13 protein-coding genes and 1 pseudogene are annotated in these 16818 nt (G+C 74.9%); 4 read left to right on the forward strand and 10 right to left on the reverse strand.

Annotated features, from left to right (window positions below):
• The first annotated feature begins 103 nt into the window (after positions 1-103).
• Positions 104-1942: a regulator gene (locus ACIRRS_RS23415; protein ID WP_402973882.1), complete on the forward strand. Its 1839-nt coding sequence runs from the start codon at positions 104-106 to the stop codon at positions 1940-1942.
• A gap of 70 nt (positions 1943-2012) precedes the next feature.
• Here ACIRRS_RS23415 and ACIRRS_RS23420 read toward each other — a convergent pair whose 3' ends face one another.
• The 3 genes from ACIRRS_RS23420 to ACIRRS_RS23430 all read right to left on the reverse strand — a co-directional run bounded on the left by ACIRRS_RS23420 (position 2013) and on the right by ACIRRS_RS23430 (position 6051).
• On the reverse strand, positions 2013-3245 hold the full coding sequence (locus ACIRRS_RS23420; protein ID WP_402973884.1) for a cation:proton antiporter: 1233 nt from the start codon (positions 3243-3245) through the stop codon (positions 2013-2015).
• 162 nt (positions 3246-3407) lie between these two features.
• Positions 3408-4739, reverse strand: a complete 1332-nt coding sequence (locus ACIRRS_RS23425; protein ID WP_402973887.1) for an NAD(P)/FAD-dependent oxidoreductase — start codon at positions 4737-4739, stop codon at positions 3408-3410.
• Positions 4740-5145: 406 nt separating this feature from the next.
• Positions 5146-6051 (reverse strand): TIGR01777 family oxidoreductase, encoded by a 906-nt coding sequence (locus ACIRRS_RS23430; RefSeq protein WP_402973890.1) that lies wholly within the window; start codon positions 6049-6051, stop codon positions 5146-5148.
• Positions 6052-6114: 63 nt separating this feature from the next.
• On the opposite strand from ACIRRS_RS23430, the gene ACIRRS_RS23435 reads away from it, so the two are divergent.
• Together ACIRRS_RS23435 and ACIRRS_RS23440 are read left to right on the forward strand one after the other, a co-directional pair.
• Positions 6115-6612 carry a GNAT family N-acetyltransferase gene (locus ACIRRS_RS23435; RefSeq protein WP_402973892.1) on the forward strand — a complete coding sequence of 166 codons (498 nt, stop codon included), beginning with the start codon at positions 6115-6117 and terminating at the stop codon, positions 6610-6612.
• 97 nt (positions 6613-6709) lie between these two features.
• A complete protein-coding gene (locus ACIRRS_RS23440) occupies positions 6710-7810 on the forward strand; it encodes a DUF2510 domain-containing protein (RefSeq protein ID WP_402973895.1) in 1101 nt (366 codons plus the stop codon).
• Between the two features lie 11 nt (positions 7811-7821).
• Here ACIRRS_RS23440 and ACIRRS_RS23445 read toward each other — a convergent pair whose 3' ends face one another.
• The 7 genes and pseudogenes from ACIRRS_RS23445 to cobU form a co-directional block, all read right to left on the reverse strand.
• Positions 7822-8337, reverse strand: coding sequence for a DUF4240 domain-containing protein (locus ACIRRS_RS23445; RefSeq protein WP_402973898.1), 516 nt, complete (start codon positions 8335-8337; stop codon positions 7822-7824).
• Between the two features lie 128 nt (positions 8338-8465).
• The gene (gene sucB, locus ACIRRS_RS23450) at positions 8466-10244 is read right to left on the reverse strand and encodes a 2-oxoglutarate dehydrogenase, E2 component, dihydrolipoamide succinyltransferase (RefSeq protein WP_402973900.1); all 1779 of its coding nucleotides are present in this window, start codon (positions 10242-10244) and stop codon (positions 8466-8468) included.
• An 88-nt stretch (positions 10245-10332) separates the two neighbouring features.
• Positions 10333-11721, reverse strand: a complete 1389-nt coding sequence (lpdA, locus tag ACIRRS_RS23455; RefSeq protein ID WP_402973903.1) for a dihydrolipoyl dehydrogenase — start codon at positions 11719-11721, stop codon at positions 10333-10335.
• A 402-nt stretch (positions 11722-12123) separates the two neighbouring features.
• Positions 12124-13626 (reverse strand): leucyl aminopeptidase, encoded by a 1503-nt coding sequence (locus ACIRRS_RS23460; protein ID WP_402973906.1) that lies wholly within the window; start codon positions 13624-13626, stop codon positions 12124-12126.
• A 260-nt stretch (positions 13627-13886) separates the two neighbouring features.
• Positions 13887-14669: an adenosylcobinamide-GDP ribazoletransferase gene (locus ACIRRS_RS23465; RefSeq protein ID WP_402973908.1), complete on the reverse strand. Its 783-nt coding sequence runs from the start codon at positions 14667-14669 to the stop codon at positions 13887-13889.
• Positions 14670-14780: 111 nt separating this feature from the next.
• On the reverse strand, positions 14781-15905 hold the full coding sequence (locus ACIRRS_RS23470) for a nicotinate-nucleotide--dimethylbenzimidazole phosphoribosyltransferase (RefSeq protein WP_402973911.1): 1125 nt from the start codon (positions 15903-15905) through the stop codon (positions 14781-14783).
• A 28-nt stretch (positions 15906-15933) separates the two neighbouring features.
• A pseudogene (gene cobU / locus ACIRRS_RS23475) lies at positions 15934-16536 on the reverse strand (bifunctional adenosylcobinamide kinase/adenosylcobinamide-phosphate guanylyltransferase); the annotation flags it as partial.
• Positions 16537-16617: 81 nt separating this feature from the next.
• On the opposite strand from cobU, the gene ACIRRS_RS23480 reads away from it, so the two are divergent.
• Positions 16618-16818, forward strand: coding sequence for a hypothetical protein (locus ACIRRS_RS23480; RefSeq protein ID WP_402973914.1), 201 nt, complete (start codon positions 16618-16620; stop codon positions 16816-16818).

Genomic DNA, 16818 nt, shown 5'->3' on the forward strand with positions numbered 1-16818 from the left:
GCCCCAACGGCCTGCTACCGACAGCCCGGCGTACGGACCGCTCGACCCGCTCGGCCAGCACCGAGGTCCGGTCGGCCGGGCCCTTCCGGACGCCCCCGACTCCATGACCACCGATGCCCTGGGCACGGACCTCCTGAACACCGACGTCCTGACCGACGACGCGCCGGCCGAGGACGCCGTGGCCGCCGACGTGCTGACGGACGACGAGCTGCGGCTCCCGGCCCAGGCCACGCCCGAGGACCGGCGCGACCCGAGGGACCCGAGGGACCCTCACGACCGGCGGGACCCTCACGACCCGCACGACCCCGCCGCGCCCGCCCCCGCGAAGGCCCACACCGGCCCGAGCCCGCAGAACGGCCAGCTCGCCGCCCTCATCGAGGAGGCCGGCTTCTCCCACGCCGGCCTCGCCCGCCGCGTCGACCAGCTCGGCCTCGAACACGGCCTCGACCTGCGCTACGACAAGACCTCCGTCACCCGCTGGCTGCGCGGCCAGCAGCCCCGCGGAGCCACCCCGGCCCTCATCGCCGAGGTCTTCACCCGCCGCCTCGGCCGCCGCCTCACCGCCCAGGACCTCGGCCTGGACGCCTGCGCCCCGGTGTACGCCGGGCTGGAGTTCGCCGAGACGCCGCAGGAGGCGGTGGACATCGTCGCCAGCATGTGGCGCAAGGACAACGGCCCGCAGTCCGAGCTGCGCCGCATCGCCTTCACCCCGGCCGGCCTGGTCGTCCCCAGCCGGGACTGGCTGATCGGCCGCACCGACGAGCGGGTCGCCCGGGACGGCTCCACCCTGCCCCGCCCGGACGCCGCCGGCCCCGGCACGTCCCCGCCCGGCGCGTCCCCCACGGGACCGGCGCGCGGCCAGGCCCCCGGCACCCCCGTCGGCCCCGGCCAGCCGCACGCACCGGGCGTCACGCCCACCGCCCGCACCACCGGCACCGCCGCCGCCATCGGCCGCGTCCCCACCCAGAGCCGCCGCCCGCCCGCCGCCGTCGAGCCCCCGTACTCCGACCCGGCCCGCGAGACCCGGCCCACCCTGCGCGTCGGCCGCGGGGACATCGCCGCCATCCGCGCCGTCGGCGACCTCTTCCGCGCGCTCGACCACGCCTACGGCGGCGGCCACGCCCGCCAGGCCCTGGTCCGCTACCTGGAGAGCGAGGCCGAGCCGATGCTGCGCGGCCGCTACGGCGAGCAGATCGGCCGGGCCCTGTTCGGCGCCGTCGCCGACCTCACCCGGCTCGCCGGGTGGACGTCCTTCGACATCGCCGCGCACGGCCTCGCCCAGCGCTACTTCGTCCAGGCCCTGCGCCTGTCCCAGGCCGCGGGGGACCGCGCGCTCGGCGGCTACGTGCTGGTGACGATGAGCCAGCAGGCCGTCCACCTCGGCCACGGCCGCGAGGCCGTCCAGCTCGCCAGGGTCGCCCAGCAGGGTGTGGGCACCGCCGTGCCGCCCACCGTCCAGGCCCTGATGCACGCCGCCGAGGCGCGCGGACACGGCCTGCTGGGCGACGTCCGCTCCTGCACCACCGCCCTCGTACGCTCCGAGCGGGCCCTCGCCGCCGCCCGCAGCGGCGACGAACTCTCCTCCTGGGCGCGGTACTTCGACGAGGCGCAGCTCTCCGACGAGTTCGCCCACTGCTACCGCGACCTCCAGCAGTGGCGCACCTGCGCCCAGCACGCCGAGAAGTCGCTGCGGCTGCGCTCGCCCGCCTACGCCCGCAGCCGGATCTTCTGCCGGCTCGTCCTGGCCACCGCCCGCCTCGGCATGGGCGACCTCGACGAGGCCTGCACCATGGCCACGGACGCGCTGCGCGCGGCGGGGGAGATGCGCTCCGCCCGCTCGCTGGAGTACGTCCGCGACTTCCACCGCCGCCTCACCCCGTACCGGGGCAGCCAGGTCGCGCGGGCCTTCGAGGAGACGGCCCGCCAGGCGGGGGTGATCTGACCGCACGACCGACCGCGCACCTGACCGCGCACCCGACCGTACGACCGACCGCACGGGGGCCGGGAGCTGCTCACCAGCTCTCGGCCCGGCCCCTCTCCCGCCCCGGCCCGGCCGGCGCCGACGGCCGGGCGCCGCCGCGCACCCGCTGCGCCACCAGCGGGAACGCCAGCACCGACAGCATCCCGGCGCCCACCAGCGCCGCCGCCGTCGAGGACGGCAGGTGCCCGGCGTCCACCTCCAGCGTGGTGATCACCACGACCAGCGGCAGCGCCGTCGCCCCGTACAGCCCGAGCCCGACGCGGTCCCGAGGGCCCAGCCCCGCCGGGGCCAGCAGCCCGGCCGGAACCCCGCGCACGGCGAGCAGCAGGAGCAGGAACACCGGGACGAGCAGCAGCGTGCCCGGGTCGTCCAGCAGTGAGTCCAGGTCGAACTTCATCCCGCTGACCACGAAGAACACCGGCACCAGGAACCCGAACCCGATGCTCTCCAGCTTCGCCTCGATCACCTCCTCCTCCTCCTCCTCCTGCCGGATGTCCGAGAGCAGCAGCCGCGAGACGATCCCGGCGGTGAAGGCGCCCAGCAGCATGTCCAGGTCGAGCCAGAGCGCGGCCGCGACCATCGCGGCGAGCACCAGGATCACCGCCCGGATCGCGAACTGACCGGACGTACGGAGCGTGCGCTCGATCAACCTGGTCGCCCAGGCCGGGCGCGGCCGGCGCGCCCCGAGCACGGCGACGGCGGTGATCACGGCGAAGGCGCCGAGGATGACGGCCGTGCGGGCGGGGGAGTTGCCGCTGAGCAGCGCGGCGATCGCGATGATCGGCGCGAACTCCCCGACGGCCCCGGTGGCCATCACCAACGAGCCGAAGGGGCTGGACAGTTCACCGGAGTCGCGCAGGATCGGCAGGATCGTGCCGAGCGCGGTGGTGGTGAGCGCGAGCCCGGCGAAGGCGCCGTTCAGCGGGTCGCGGTTGACGAGCGCGCCGACACCGAGCGCCAGCACCAGCGAGACCAGCCACGCGGCGCCCGCCCGTCGGAGCGGGCCGCCGCGCAGCCGGCCGAAGTCGATCTCGTAGCCGGCCAGGAACATCAGCATGGCCAGGCCGAACTGGGACAGCGCGTCGACCAGGGAGTCCACGTGCGCCCAGTTCAGGACGTCCGGGCCGATCAGCACGCCGAGCACGATCTCGAACACGACCGTCGGCACGGCGACCCACCGCAGCAGCCGGTCCGCCAGGAGCGGCGCGGCCACGGCCGCCGCGGGGATCAGGATCAGCGCCAGCGGCTGCGCTCCGCCGCTCACCCGGAGACCGGTCGGGCGGTCGGAACCGGGTGGGCCATCGGAGGCGGCGAAATCATCAGATTCATCCGATGAGCGGTCAGAACGGTCATACCCGCATCCTGGCACGCCGCCTGCCGAGAGGCCCCCGGAGAACCCCCGAGACCCCGCCGCCCCGTCAGCCCGTCAGGCCGCCGCCTCCTCCTCCCGCGCCGAGGCCGGCACCCCCAGGTCGCGCAGCACCGCCCGCGCCGCCCGCCGCCCGGACACCAGCGCCCCCTGCACCGTGCTGGTGTCCCGGTGGTCCCCGGCGACGTACAGCCCGGCCAGCAGCCGCACGGGCCGCCGCAGGTTGTGCGGCGGCGGCATCGCCGGCAGCGCGTCCGGGACGTGGCGCACGCTCAGGAACTGCCAGCCCGCCGCCGAGGCGCCGTACAGCTCCGCGAGCCGTGCCCGTACGGCGGGCTCCAGCCCGGCCGGCCCGCCCGCGTCGAAGGCCCGCCGCCCGAGCACGGTGGTGGCGATCAGGGTCTGGCCCTCCGGCGCGTACGAGGGGTGCAGCTCGCTGAGCACCAGCGAGTGCGACACCAGCGGCGGGTGTCCGCCGGGCCGGTCGCCGTCGAGCAGCAGGACGGCCTCGCTCAGCGGGGAGCGGTCGGCCGCGTGGAAGAAGGTGGTCACGGGGTGGAAGTCCGGCACCCGCAGCCCGGGCAGCAGCTCGGCCGCGGAGCGGGCGTCGGTGGCGACCACGACGGCCTGGGCGCCGATCCGCCCGTGCCCGGCGGTCTCCACGCCGTCGGCGGCGATCGAGGTGACCCGCACCCCGGTGCGCACGGTGCCGGCGGGCAGCGCGTCGGCCAACTGGGCCGGGACGGCCGCGATCCCGCCGGCGGGCAGACAGAGACGCCCGCGCGCGTACGAGCGCAGCACCAGGTCGGCGATGCGGCTGCTGGTCCCGAGGGCCGGGTCGCCGAGCAGCGCGCTGAGCAGGGGGCGCAGGAAGCCGTCGACGGTGCGCGGGGCGAGCCCGTGGCCGGCGAGGGCCCTGGCGGCGGTGGTCTCCGGGCGGGCCTGGAGCCGGGCGGCCGGGGTGGTGGCGAGCCGGCCGAGGCGGCTGCCGAGCCGGGCCTTGTCGAGCGGGCTGCCGAGCGGGGCGCGGAGGGCGGCCTGCCGGGCGGTCGTGAGGTGGGGGTCGCCGGCGCGGTAGCGGCGTCCGGCGCTGTGGACGAGCACGCCGGGCGCGAGCAGGCGTAGGTCCAGGCGGTCGAGGTCGAGCGCGCGGCGCAGCTCGGGGTAGGCGGTGTTCAGCAGGTGGCTGCCGTCGTCGAGCCGGAAGCCGTCCTGCTCGCGGGTGGCCATCCGGCCGCCGATGCGGTCGGCGGCCTCCAGGACCTGGACGGAGAGTCCGTAGCCGGTCAGCGCGCGGGCGGCGGTCAGGCCGGCGAGTCCGGCGCCGACCACGACGACGTCCGGGTCGGACGGTCGGCGGGCACGGCGGGTGAAGTCGTACGTGGGCACTGGGGTGCTCCCTCCCATGGGGTTCCCGGGGCTCCGGCCTACGCGGGCAGCGGGGTGCCGGGCACGGTCCGACGATGTGATGCCCAGTCGATGTGAGCATCAGACAGACGCATCGGGCTCGATCCGGGAGCCAGGAGGGGTCGTGCGGCACCGGGCGGGGGCGCGGTCACGGACAGTGCGCCGTGGCGACCGGGTTCCCTGGCAGGCGGGCGCGTACGGTCACCGGGGGCGTGCGACGCGCCCGCCGTGTGCTCCCGTGCGCCCCCTCCCCGAGCCCGGTTCGAGGGACGTCCGAGCGTCGCCCCGGCGCGGCCCGCCCGGGCCCGGCATATGCCCGTGGCCAGGGCGGAGACCGTAGGAGGCCTACGCCGCCCGCACCCCCGTCACCGCAGCGCCCGTACCGCCGTCACACCGCCGCCCGCACCACCGAGTCCACGTCCGGGTGCGCGAAGCGGAACCCCGCCTCCAACAGCCGCCGGGGCACCACCCGGTGACTGCCGACCACCTCCACCGCCATCTCCCCGAGCACTGCCCGCAGGACCGGGTCCGGCACCGGGAACGGCGTCGGCCGCCGCAGCACCCGCCCGATCGCCGCCGTCAGCTCGGCGTTGGTCACCGGCTCCGGGGCCGTCAGGTTGAAGGCGCCCGACAGGTCCTCCCGGTCGATCAGGAACCGCAGCGCGGCGACCTCGTCGGCCAGCGAGACGAAGCTCCAGTACTGCCGCCCGTCGCCGAGCCGCCCGCCCAGCCCCAGCTTGAACAGCGGGAACAGCCGGGCCCCGGCGCCGCCCGCGGCGGAGAGCACCAGCCCGGTGCGTGGGTGGACGACCCTGATCCCGGCCCGCTCGGCCGGCCGCGCGGCGGCCTCCCACTCCACGCACACCTCGGCCAGGAAGTCGTCCCCGGCGGGGGAGTCCTCGTCGATCACCCGGTCCCCGGTCTGCCCGTACCAGCCGACGGCGGAGGCGCTGACCAACACCCGCGGCGGCTCCTTCAGCTCGGCCAGGGCGACGGCCAGCGTCTCGGTGCCGTACACCCGGCTCTCCCGGATCTCCCGCTTGTACGGCTCCGTCCAGCGGTGGTCGCCGACCCCGGCGCCCGCCAGGTGCACCACCGCCTCGACCCCGGCCAGCCCCTCGCGCTCGACCTGGCCGAGCAGCGGGTTCCAGCCGATGGCCGTGCTCCCGTCCGCCTGCGGCCCGGTGCGGGAGCGGCGCCGGACGAGCCGCACCACCTCGTGACCGTCCGCCAGCAGGGAGCGGACGAGTGCAGAACCGATCAATCCCGTGGAACCCGTGACAGCGATGCGCATGCGCCCATCCTCGCAGCGCTCACGGCCGCGACGTTCGTACGCGCGCTCAATAGGCTGACGCGCATGTCTGCCGATGAACCGATGATCCGACCCGCCCGTCCCGAGGACGGCCGCGCCCTCGCCGACCTCGACCGCGCCGCCTGGTCGACCCTCTCCGAGGTCTCCCCGGCGCCGCTCGAACGGGAGAGCATCTTCGACGAGGGCCACACCCCGGACCAGTTCCTGGTGGCCGAGCTGGACGGCCGGATCGTCGGCTACGTCCGCCAGGTCCCGTCGACCCCGCTGGCCTGCAACCGGCACGTCCGCCAGATCCAGGGCCTCTGCGTGGACGGCTCCCTGCGCGGCCGGGGCGTCGGCCGCCTCCTGGTCGAGGCGGCCTGCGAGGCCGCCCGCGCCGGGGGCGCCCGCAAGCTGACCCTGCGGGTGCTCGGCTGGAACGCCCCCGCCCGCCACCTCTACGAGCGCTGCGGCTTCACCGTCGAGGGCACGCTCGCCGAGGAGTTCCTGATCGACGGACGGTACGTGGACGACGTGTGGATGGCCCGCCGCCTCACCGCGTGAAAAGCCTGACGATCCGTCAGAACACCTGCGGCGGTGGTGCAGAGTCGTGACACAACCTCCCTGTCTCGACCCGCACCCCGCCGGGTACCGTACGGCCGTGAGCAACTCGACGCCTCCCGGGTGGTACCCGGTCCCCGGTGCGGACGGCACCCCCGGTCACGAGCGCTGGTGGGACGGCCACGCCTGGACGGAGCAGGTGCGCCCGCTCCCGCACGGCGGCGCCGGGATCGCCGACGCCGCGACCCAGCCCTGGCAGCCGCCGGACGGCCGGCCCGCGTCCCAGCCCGCACCGCCCCCGCCGGCGGCCCCGCCCGCGGCCCCGTCGGTGCCCCCGAGGCCCGGCTACGGCTACGGCGCCCCGCAGGACGCCGGCTACGGCTACCCGGGCGCCACCACCCCCGGCTACGGCTACCCCGGCCAGGAGACCCCCGGCGCGGCGGGCTACGGCTACCCAGGGCCGGGCTACCCGGGCCCCGGCTACCGGCCCCAGGGCCCCCGCCGGGTGCGGCCGGGCCTGGTCGCCGGCATCACCGCCGCCGTGGTCACCATCGGCGCGCTCACCGCCTACATCCTGATAGGCGGCCCGGACGGCACCCCGGACTCCGGCCCGACGCCCGACCCCGTCGTCACCAGCCGGACGCTGCCGCCCAGGCCCGCCCCGACCACCAGCACGGTCGCGCCGCCGAAACCCCTGCCCACGGTCAAGTCGACCGTCCCGGACACCCAGCACTCGATCACCGTCCCGGTGCTCGATGGCTGGGACGCCGCCACCAACTCGGCGCACTCCACCGTCTACCTCGGCAGCGGCCGCTACACCTGCCCGACCGGCGGCGCCTGCATCCGCGGCCAGTTCTCCGTCGAGAAGGACGCCATCCAGGGCCTCACCGCCAAGGCCGCCGCCGACGCCGCGATGCCGGTCTACGCCGGGCAGATCTTCACCGGCATCACCACCCACACCGACTCCGGCTCGGGCACCGTGACCGTCGCGGGCGTCCTCGGCTACGCGACCCGCTGGCACATCCGCACCTCGGACGGCACCCAGGGCTACGTCCTGCTGGCCGCCGTCCCGGCCAAGGGCGGCGGCTTCGTCGTCTTCGAGGGCGGGGTCGACGACGACCCGCAGGCGCCGGACCCGACGGCGCTCGACCAGATCCTCAAGGGCATCCGCCAGGACGGCTCCGCGAGCGGCACGGTCTGACCAGCGGGGGCTCAATCCCCGTAGCGCTCCCACAGCTTGGGGAAGCGCTTGGCCATCACGTCCGGGTCGTCGAAGTCCAGCGGCGCCCCGTACGGCCGGCCCGGCTGGCCGCCGCCCACCTCGGGCAGCGGCAGCCCGGTGAGCCGCTCGTACGCCTCGTCGGCGGCGTAGCCGAGGTCCTCGGCCTCGCCGTCCTCCTCCTCGTCGAACTCCGGCAGCAGGTCCGCCAGGTCGTCCGGCTCGGCCAGGCCGCCCTCGAACACCTCGCGGCCCTGGCCGATGAGCCAGCAGCGGAAGTAGTCGAAGGTGTCCTCGGAGGCGCCGTCCAGGAGCAGGTACGCGGCGCCCCAGAGGTCGGTGCGGTACGCGCGGCCGAAGCGCGCCTCGAAGAGCCGGGCGAAGTCGATGACGTCGTCCGGTGTGAGCTGGACCAGCCGTTCCACGAGCAGGTCGGCCTGCTCGTCGGGATCGCCGTCGGCGGCGTCCCGGGTGTCGTCGATGATCTGCCAGAAGTCCGTCTCGTCCATCACCGCTCCAGCATCCCCGTTCGGGCGCTCACGCGCATGCCACGATCCGGTGCGGCGTGGGGCCGCACCGACGGAGGAACCCCGCGCCGTCCGGGGACGACACGGGGTTCCTCACGGTCCCTTGTGCCTTACAGGCCGAGCTCGACCTCGAACTCGCCGGCCTCCAGGATCTCCTTGACCGCGACCAGGTAGCGGGCGGCGTCGGCGCCGTCCACCAGGCGGTGGTCGTAGGAGAGCGACAGGTAGGTCATGTCGCGGATGCCGATGGCGGTGCCGCCGTCGGCCTCGATGACCACCGGGCGCTTGACGGTGGCGCCGATGCCCAGGATGGCGACCTGGTTCGGCGGCACGATCACGGTGTCGAACAGCGCACCGCGCGAGCCGGTGTTGCTGATGGTGAAGGTCGCGCCGGACAGCTCGTCCGGGGTGATCTTGTTGCCGCGGACCTTCTCGGCCAGCTCGGCGGTCTTCTTCGAGATGCCGGCGATGTTGAGGTCGCCCGCACCCTTGATGACCGGGGTCATCAGACCCTTCTCCGAGTCCACCGCGATACCGATGTTCTCGGTGTCGAAGTAGGTGATGGTGCCCTCGGCCTCGTTGATCCGGGCGTTGATGACCGCGTGGGCCTTCAGCGCCTGGGCGGCGGCCTTCACGAAGAACGGCATCGGGGACAGCTTGACGCCCTCGCGGGCGAGGAAGGAGTCCTTGGCCTTGCCGCGCAGCGACATGATCCGGGTGACGTCCACCTCGACCACGCTGGTCAGCTGGGCCTGCTCGTGCAGGGCCTTCAGCATGTTGTCGCCGATGACCTTGCGCATGCGGGTCATCTTGACCGTCTGGCCGCGCAGGGCGGACGGAGCGGCGACGGCCTTCGGCGCGGCGGCCGGAGCGGCGGCGGCGACCGGGGCCGGGGCGGCCTTGGCGGCCTCCGCGGCGGCGATGACGTCCTGCTTGCGGATGCGGCCGCCGACGCCGGTGCCGGCGACGGAGGAGAGCTCCACACCGTGCTCGGCGGCGAGCTTGCGCACCAGCGGGGTGACGTAGGCGTCACCGGCGTCGGCCACCGGGGCGGCCGGAGCGGCGGCGACCGGAGCCGGAGCCGCAACGGGGGCCGGGGCGGCGACCGGAGCCGGGGCAGCCGGGGCGACCGGGGCCGGAGCGGCCACGGGGGCGGCCGGGGCCACGGGGGCCGGCGCGGCAACCGGAGCCGGGGCGGCGACCGGAGCGGGCGCGGCGACCGGAGCCGGAGCGGCCACGGGGGCCGGGGCGGCGGCGACGGCACCGGCGGCACCGATCAGCGCGAGCTGGGCGCCGACCTCGGCGGTCTCGTCCTCGCCGACCAGGATCTTCACCAGCGTGCCGGCGACCGGCGACGGGATCTCGGTGTCGACCTTGTCCGTGGAGACCTCGAGCAGCGGCTCGTCGACCTCGACGGTGTCGCCCTCGGCCTTGAGCCAGCGGGTGACGGTGCCCTCGGTGACCGACTCGCCCAGCGCGGGCAGCAGGACCGGGGTGGCGTCGGCGGCCGGAGCGGCGGCGACCGGAGCGGCGACCGGGGCCTCCGCGACCGGGGCCGGAGCGGCGACCGGAGCCGGGGCGGCGACCGGAGCCGGGGCGGCGACGGGCGCGGCCTCGACGACGGGGGCCGGGGCGGCGACCGGGGCGCCGGAACCGTCGTCGATGATCGCCAGCTCGGCGCCGACCTCGACGGTCTCGTCCTCGGCGACCTTGATCGAGGCCAGGATGCCGGAGGCCGGGGCCGGGATCTCGGTGTCGACCTTGTCGGTCGAGACCTCGAGCAGCGGCTCGTCGACCTCGACACGCTCACCCTCGGCCTTGAGCCAGCGGGTGACCGTGCCCTCGGAAACGCTCTCGCCCAGCGCGGGCAGTGTTACTGAGACCGCCATGGTTTCAGCGACTCCTATCAAGTCTTGCGTACGGGAAGTACTCGGGAAGCACTCGGAAGTACTGCGGGAACGGAAGTGGTGGGCGCGATCAGTCGTGCGCGTGCAGCGGCTTGCCGGCCAGCGCCAGGTGCGCCTCGCCGAGGGCCTCGGACTGGGTCGGGTGCGCGTGGATCAGCTGCGCGACCTCGGCCGGCAGGGCCTCCCAGTTGTAGATCAGCTGGGCTTCGCCGACCTGCTCGCCCATGCGGGCGCCGACCATGTGGACGCCGACCACGGCGCCGTCCTTGACCTGGACGAGCTTGATCTCGCCCGCGGTCTTGAGGATCTTGCTCTTGCCGTTGCCCGCCAGGTTGTACTTGAGGGTGACGACCTTGTCCTTGCCGTACAGCTCGACGGCCTTGGCCTCGGAGATGCCGACGGAGGCGACCTCCGGGTTGGAGTAGGTCACGCGCGGGACGCCGTCGTAGTCGATCGGCACCGGCTTGAGCCCGGCCAGGCGCTCGGCGACCAGGATGCCCTCGGCGAAGCCGACGTGGGCCAGCTGCAGGGTCGGGGCGAGGTCGCCGACGGCCGAGATGGTGGGCACGTTGGTGCGCATGTACTCGTCGACGAGGACGTAGCCGCGGTCCATCGCGACGCCGTTCTCCTCGTAGCCCAGGCCGGCCGAGACCGGGCCGCGGCCGATGGCGACGAGCAGCAGGTCGGCGTCGATCTGCTTGCCGTTCTCGGTGGAGACGCGCACACCGGTCTCGGTGTACTCCACGCCCGAGAAGCGGGCCTTGAGCTCGAACTTGATGCCGCGCTTGCGGAAGGCGCGCTCGAGGAGCTTCGAGGAGTTCTCGTCCTCCAGCGGGACGAGGTGCGGCAGCCCCTCGACGATGGTGACCTCGACGCCGAAGGACTTCCAGACCGAGGCGAACTCGACGCCGATGACGCCGCCGCCCAGGATGACGGCCGACTTCGGGATGCGGTCGAGCTTGAGGGCGTGGTCCGAGGAGATCACGCGGTTGCCGTCGATCTCCAGGCCCGGGATCGAGCGCGGAACGGAACCGGTGGCCAGGACGATGTGGCGGCCTTCGATGCGCTGGCCGTTGACATCCACCGAGGTCTGCGAGGAGAGCTTGCCCTCACCCTGGATGAAGGTGACCTTGCGGGACGCCACCAGGCCCTGGAGGCCCTTGTACAGGCCGGCGATGACGTCGTCCTTGTACTTGTGGACGCCGTTGATGTCGATGCCCTGGAAGGTGGCCAGGACGCCGAACTCGGCGGCCTCCTTCGTCTCGTCCGCGATCTCCGCGGCGTGCAGGAGCGCCTTGGTCGGGATGCAGCCGCGGTGCAGGCAGGTGCCGCCCAGCTCACCCTTCTCGATCAGGGCGACGCTCAGACCCAGCTGAGCGCCGCGGAGCGCCGCGGCGTAGCCGCCGCTTCCGCCTCCGAGAATGACTACGTCGAAAACGGTGCTGGCGTCGTTCGCCACGTCACGTCCTCCATGCAAGGGGTGGGTCGCCGGGCCGGTCGCGGTCCGGTGGGTCGGAAGCCTTTGTGGGGCGCCCAGTCGTGCCGGAAATACATCTTCGCACTTGTTCGCGGTGGCTGATGTCGGGGCCCGCCCCCCAGGAGTCCCACGGAGTGGTCACCGGGGCGGGAACACCCCTGCCGGAAGGGCATCATCGCAGCTCAAGACCGCCTTGACAGCCGCCGGACGGGCGTCTTCCGGGGGGTTCGACCTGCCCTCTTCCGCACTGCGGAACAAAGTTTCGCCCGCAGCGAACAGCCGTACGGGCCGCGTCCGCGCCCTACTCGCAGGTAACCGCCCGGAGAGCGCGAAACGGGGCCCGGCGCGCGATGCGCCGGGCCCCGTCGCGGAGCGTGTGCCGGATCAGGCCTTGCCGTCGGCGGCCGTCTTCTCGGCGAACGCGACCAGGGTGCGCACCGCGCTCGCGGTGCCGCCCTTCGGGGTGTAGCCGTACGGCGCGCTCTCGTGGAACGCCGGGCCGGCGATGTCCAGGTGCGCCCAGTCGACGCCCTCGGCCACGAACTCCTTCAGGAACAGACCGGCCACCAGGCCGCCGCCCATCCGCTCGCCCATGTTGGCGAGGTCGGCGATGGTCGACTCGGTCATGCCCTTCTTGAGCTCGGCCGGCAGCGGCATCGGCCAGGACTGCTCGCCGACCTCGCCCGCGAGCTCGTGCAGGGTCTCGCGCAGCTCGTCGTTGTTGGACATCACGCCGAAGGTGCGGTTGCCCAGGGCCAGCACCATGGCGCCGGTCAGGGTGGCCACGTCGACGATGACGTCCGGCTGCTCCTCGCCGGCGCGCACGATCGCGTCGGCCAGCACCAGGCGGCCCTCGGCGTCCGTGTTCAGGACCTCGACGGTCTTGCCGCCGTACATCCGCAGCACGTCGCCGGGGCGGGTGGCGGAGCCGGAGGGCATGTTCTCGGCCAGCGCCAGCCAGCCGGTGACGTTGACGGCCAGGCCGAGGCGCTTGGCGGCCACCACGGCGGCGAACACGGCGGCGGCGCCGGCCATGTCGCACTTCATGGTCTCGTTGTGGCCGGCCGGCTTCAGCGAGATGCCGCCCGAGTCGTAGGTGATGCCCTTGCCGATGAAGGCGAGGGTGGCCTTGGCCTTCGGGTGGGTGTAGGCCACCTTCACCAGGCGGGGCGGGTTGACCGAGCCGATGCCGACGCCCATGAGGCCGCCGAAGCCGCCCTTGGCCAGCGCCTTCTCGTCCAGCACCTCGACCTTGAGGCCGTGCTCCTTGCCGGCCGCCTGGGCGATCGCCGCGAAGCTCTTCGGGTTCAGGTCGTTCGGGGCGGTGTTGACCAGGTCGCGGGCGCGGTTCATCTCCTCCGCGATCGCGGTGGCCCGCTCCACGGCGGCCTTCGCGTCCTTGCTGCCCTTGCGGGGGGCCAGCAGGATCAGCTCGCCGACCGGCTCCTTGCCGCCCTCGCCCTTGTAGGCGCCGAAGGCGTACGAGCCGAGCAGGCCGCCCAGCGCCAGCGCCTCGACCTCGGCGGCGGACTCCGCCGGCAGGGCCAGCGCGGCCTTCTTGGCGCCGGCCAGGGTACGGGCGGCGACACCGGCGGCGCGGCGCAGCGTCTCCAGCGCGAAACCGTCCTCGGGGGTCTCGCCGAGGCCGACCGCGAGCACGAGCCCGGCCTTGAGGCCGGCGGGGGCGGGCACCTTGACGGTCTCGCCCTCGGCGCCGGTGGCGCCCAGGGTGGTGAGGACCTCGGCCAGCTTGCCCTCGAACGCCTCGTTCACGGTCTCGGAGCCGGGGGCCGGCACGATGCCCTTGGGGCCCTTCGCGACACCGACCACCAGCGCGTCCGCGCGCAGCGAGGCGGCGGAGGAGGTGCTCACAGACAATGCAGTCACGTAATGCGTCCTGTTCTTTCGCGGTCCACGGCCGGTCGCGGCGAGGCTGCCGCACCGGCGCAACCCGCCGCCGAAGCGGGCCGGTCCGCCGGGCGCGTCCCCTGGTCCGGGCCCCCTGGTGTGCGCACCCGCGTCGCGGCCGCGCACACCGGAGGCCCCGGCTCCTCGGTACGCGCCGGGCGGGCAGGACCTGCCACGGTGCAGGGCTGCGGTGCTCCCCGCATGGTAGTCCGCATGGTGGGATCACGCGCCGCCCGGTGTCAGCCGAGCAACGCCAGGGCGAACAGCGCACCGGTGGCGGCGGTTTCGGCCGTCGCGCCGAGCACGTCCCCGGTGATCCCGCCGAACCGGCGCACGCACCGGCTGAGCAGGGGACGGGCGCACGCGGCACCGAGCACAACGGCCAGCGGGAGGCGCAGGGCTGACGTTCCGTCGAACAGTCCGAGCGCGGCCACGGCGAGCGCGGCGACACCCGTCGAGACGGCCGCCTCGACGGGTGGGACGGTGGCCGCCACCATCGCCCCGAGCCCTCCCGGCCGCGCGGCCGGCACCGACCTCAGACAGCCCCAGGCCAGCGCGCACCGGGCCGCCGCCGCCGAGGCGAGCACGGCGAGCGCCCCGCGCAGCGGCGAGTGCCCGAACTGCCCGGCCAGCGCGGCCACCTGGGCCAGCAGCACCAGCACGAGGGTCAGCACCCCGAACGGGCCGATGTCGGACTGCTTCATGATCCGCAGCGCGTCCTCGGCCGGCCTGCCGCTGCCCAGCCCGTCCGCGACGTCCGCCAGGCCGTCCAGGTGCAGCCCCCGGGTCAGCGCGGCCAGCACGCCGACGGCCGTCACGGCGCCGAGCAGCCCGCCGGCCCGCCAGGCCACCAGTGCGCCCGCCGCGCCCGCCACCGCGCCCAGCACCAGCCCGACGGCGGGGGCAGCCGCCATCGCCCGCGCCCCGGCCGCGCGGTCCCAGCGCTCCACCCGCACCCGCAGCACCGACAGCGTCCCGAACGCGAACCTCAACCCCTCGGCCCACGTGGCCCGTTCGCTCATCGGCCCTGCTCCTCACCTGTGCTGACGCAATGACGCAATGACGCAATGACGAAAAGACGAAAAGACGCACCCCGCGCCCGGACCGGGAGCGGGGTGCGTCGCGTACGAGTCCTAGAGCCTGCGCAGCAGGTCCGCCGCCGAGGGCAGCTTCGGCTGCGGCAGCGGCTCCCGGGGCGCCCTCGGCGCGGCCGGCTCCGGGGCCTCCTCCGCGAGGGTGTCCCCGGCGGCCTGGAACAGCGGCAGCGCCAGCAGCGCGCCGACGCCCTCGCCCATGGTGATGCCCTGGTCCTGCACGGGGGTGAGGGTCAGCCGGTCGTACGCCTTCGCCTGCGCCGGCTCGCCGTTGGCCTGCCCGGCCCGCCACCACTCCGGCGCCCGGAAGGCGATCCGCTGGGCGACGAGCGCGCAGGCGGCGGAGACCACGCCGTCGAGCACCACGGGCAGCCGGCGCACGGCGGCCTGGAGCAGGAAGCCGGTGATCGCCGCGAAGTCGGCGCCGCCGGTGGCGCCGAGCAGCGCCAACTGGTCGCCGAGCACCGGACGGGCCCGGCGCAGCGAGTCCCGGATGGTGGCGCACTTGACCATCCACACCCGGTCGTCGATGCCGGAGCCGCGCCCGCAGACCGCGGCCGCGTCCGTCCCGCACAGCGCGCCGATCAGCACGCCGGCCACGGTGGTGGAGCCGACCCCGAGGTCCCCGAGCAGCACCAGGTCGGTGCCGGCGTCGGCCTCCTCGTCGGCCACGGCCATGCCGGCCCGGAAGGCCCTGGCCGTCTCCTCCGGGGTGAGCGCGTCCTCGACGTCGATGCGGCCGGAGCCGCGCCGGACGCGGTGGGCGACCACCTCGTCCGGGAAGTCGGCCGGGTCGACGTCCACCGCGACGTCGACGACCCGCACCTCGGCGCCGTAGCGCGAGGCCAGGCGGGCGATCGGCGCGCTGCCGTCCAGCACCGCCCGGACCCGGGCCGCCGTCCCGCCCGTGGCGGGCAGCCGGGAGACCCCGAGCGAGGCGACGCCGTGGTCGCCGGCGAAGAGCAGCACCTTGGGGGCGGTGACCGGCCGCACGGGGGAGGCCCCCTGCACGGACGACAGCCAGCTGCCCAGCTCCTCCAGCCTCCCGAGCCCGCCGCGCGGCCGGTCGGCCTCCTGCCAGCGTTCCTCGGCGGCCCGCCGCGCGCTCTCGTCGGGGCGCTCGACGAGGGAGGAGAACATATCGAGATCCACGGTCGTGTCCATCGAGCGGAAGGCTACACGCAGCGGATGTTCAGACAACGGCTGGCGTAGGACACCCGGCGGCATCCTTGACTCGGACGACCTGCCCGGCCACCACCAGCAGCACCCGCTCCGAGGCGTCGGCGACCGCCATGTTGAGCCGCCCCAGGGTGTCCCGGAAGCGCCGGCCGGCCGCCGTGGCCGGGACGACACCCATGCCGACCTCGTTGCTCACCGCCACGACGGTGCGCCCGGTGGCCGCCCAGGCCGTGGCCAACGCCTCGCAGCGCCGCTGCACGGCGGCCTCGCCGCCGCCCGCCCAGACCGCGTCGTCCCAGGCCCCGCACTCGTCCATCACGGCCGTCAGCCACAGGGCCAGGCAGTCGACCAGCACCGGCGCCGGGTCGGCCCCGTCCGCGAGGACGGCCTCCAGGTCGCAGGTCTCCGCGGTGCGCCAGCTCGCCGGTCGCCGCTCCCGGTGCAGCTCGACCCGCTGCGCCCACTCGGCGTCGCCGTCCCGGGTCCCGCCGGTGGCCACGTACAGGACGTCCTCGTGGTCGGCGAGCAGCTGCTCGGCGCGGGTGGACTTGCCGGAGCGCGCGCCGCCGAGCAGCAGCGTGCGGGGGAGGAGGGTCGCCATGGCGCCCATCCTGCCCGATGCCGCCGATCAGGCATACGGAAGATCGGGGCGGGCAGGCTAGGGTGCGCAGCACACAGTCGGCGGGAGGAGCGGGGCATGGTCTGGACGTGGCGCTACGAGAAGGCGGACGGCACTGCGGTGACGCCGGCAGGCGGCCAGGAGGAGTTCGCGGGCCAGGGTGACGCGGAGACGTGGATCGGCGAGACCTGGAAGCAGCTCGCCGAGGACGGCGTGGACAACGCCGTGCTGCTGGAGGACGACAAGGTCGTCTACTCGATGAGCCTGCACGGGGCCTGA

The sequence above is a fragment of the Kitasatospora sp. NPDC101183 genome (assembly GCF_044767945.1).
Classification (GTDB): Bacteria; Actinomycetota; Actinomycetes; order Streptomycetales; family Streptomycetaceae; genus Kitasatospora.

Coding starts and splice junctions, on each gene's coding strand:
- ACIRRS_RS23480 (WP_402973914.1), top strand. CDS start 16,618: ATGGTCTGGACGTGGCGCTACGAGAAGGCGGACGGCACTGCGGTGACG.
- ACIRRS_RS23430 (WP_402973890.1), bottom strand. CDS start 6,051: ATGCGCATCGCTGTCACGGGTTCCACGGGATTGATCGGTTCTGCACTC.
- ACIRRS_RS23470 (WP_402973911.1), bottom strand. CDS start 15,905: ATGGACACGACCGTGGATCTCGATATGTTCTCCTCCCTCGTCGAGCGC.
- ACIRRS_RS23445 (WP_402973898.1), bottom strand. CDS start 8,337: ATGGACGAGACGGACTTCTGGCAGATCATCGACGACACCCGGGACGCC.
- ACIRRS_RS23435 (WP_402973892.1), top strand. CDS start 6,115: ATGTCTGCCGATGAACCGATGATCCGACCCGCCCGTCCCGAGGACGGC.
- ACIRRS_RS23415 (WP_402973882.1), top strand. CDS start 104: ATGACCACCGATGCCCTGGGCACGGACCTCCTGAACACCGACGTCCTG.
- sucB (WP_402973900.1), bottom strand. CDS start 10,244: ATGGCGGTCTCAGTAACACTGCCCGCGCTGGGCGAGAGCGTTTCCGAG.
- ACIRRS_RS23465 (WP_402973908.1), bottom strand. CDS start 14,669: ATGAGCGAACGGGCCACGTGGGCCGAGGGGTTGAGGTTCGCGTTCGGG.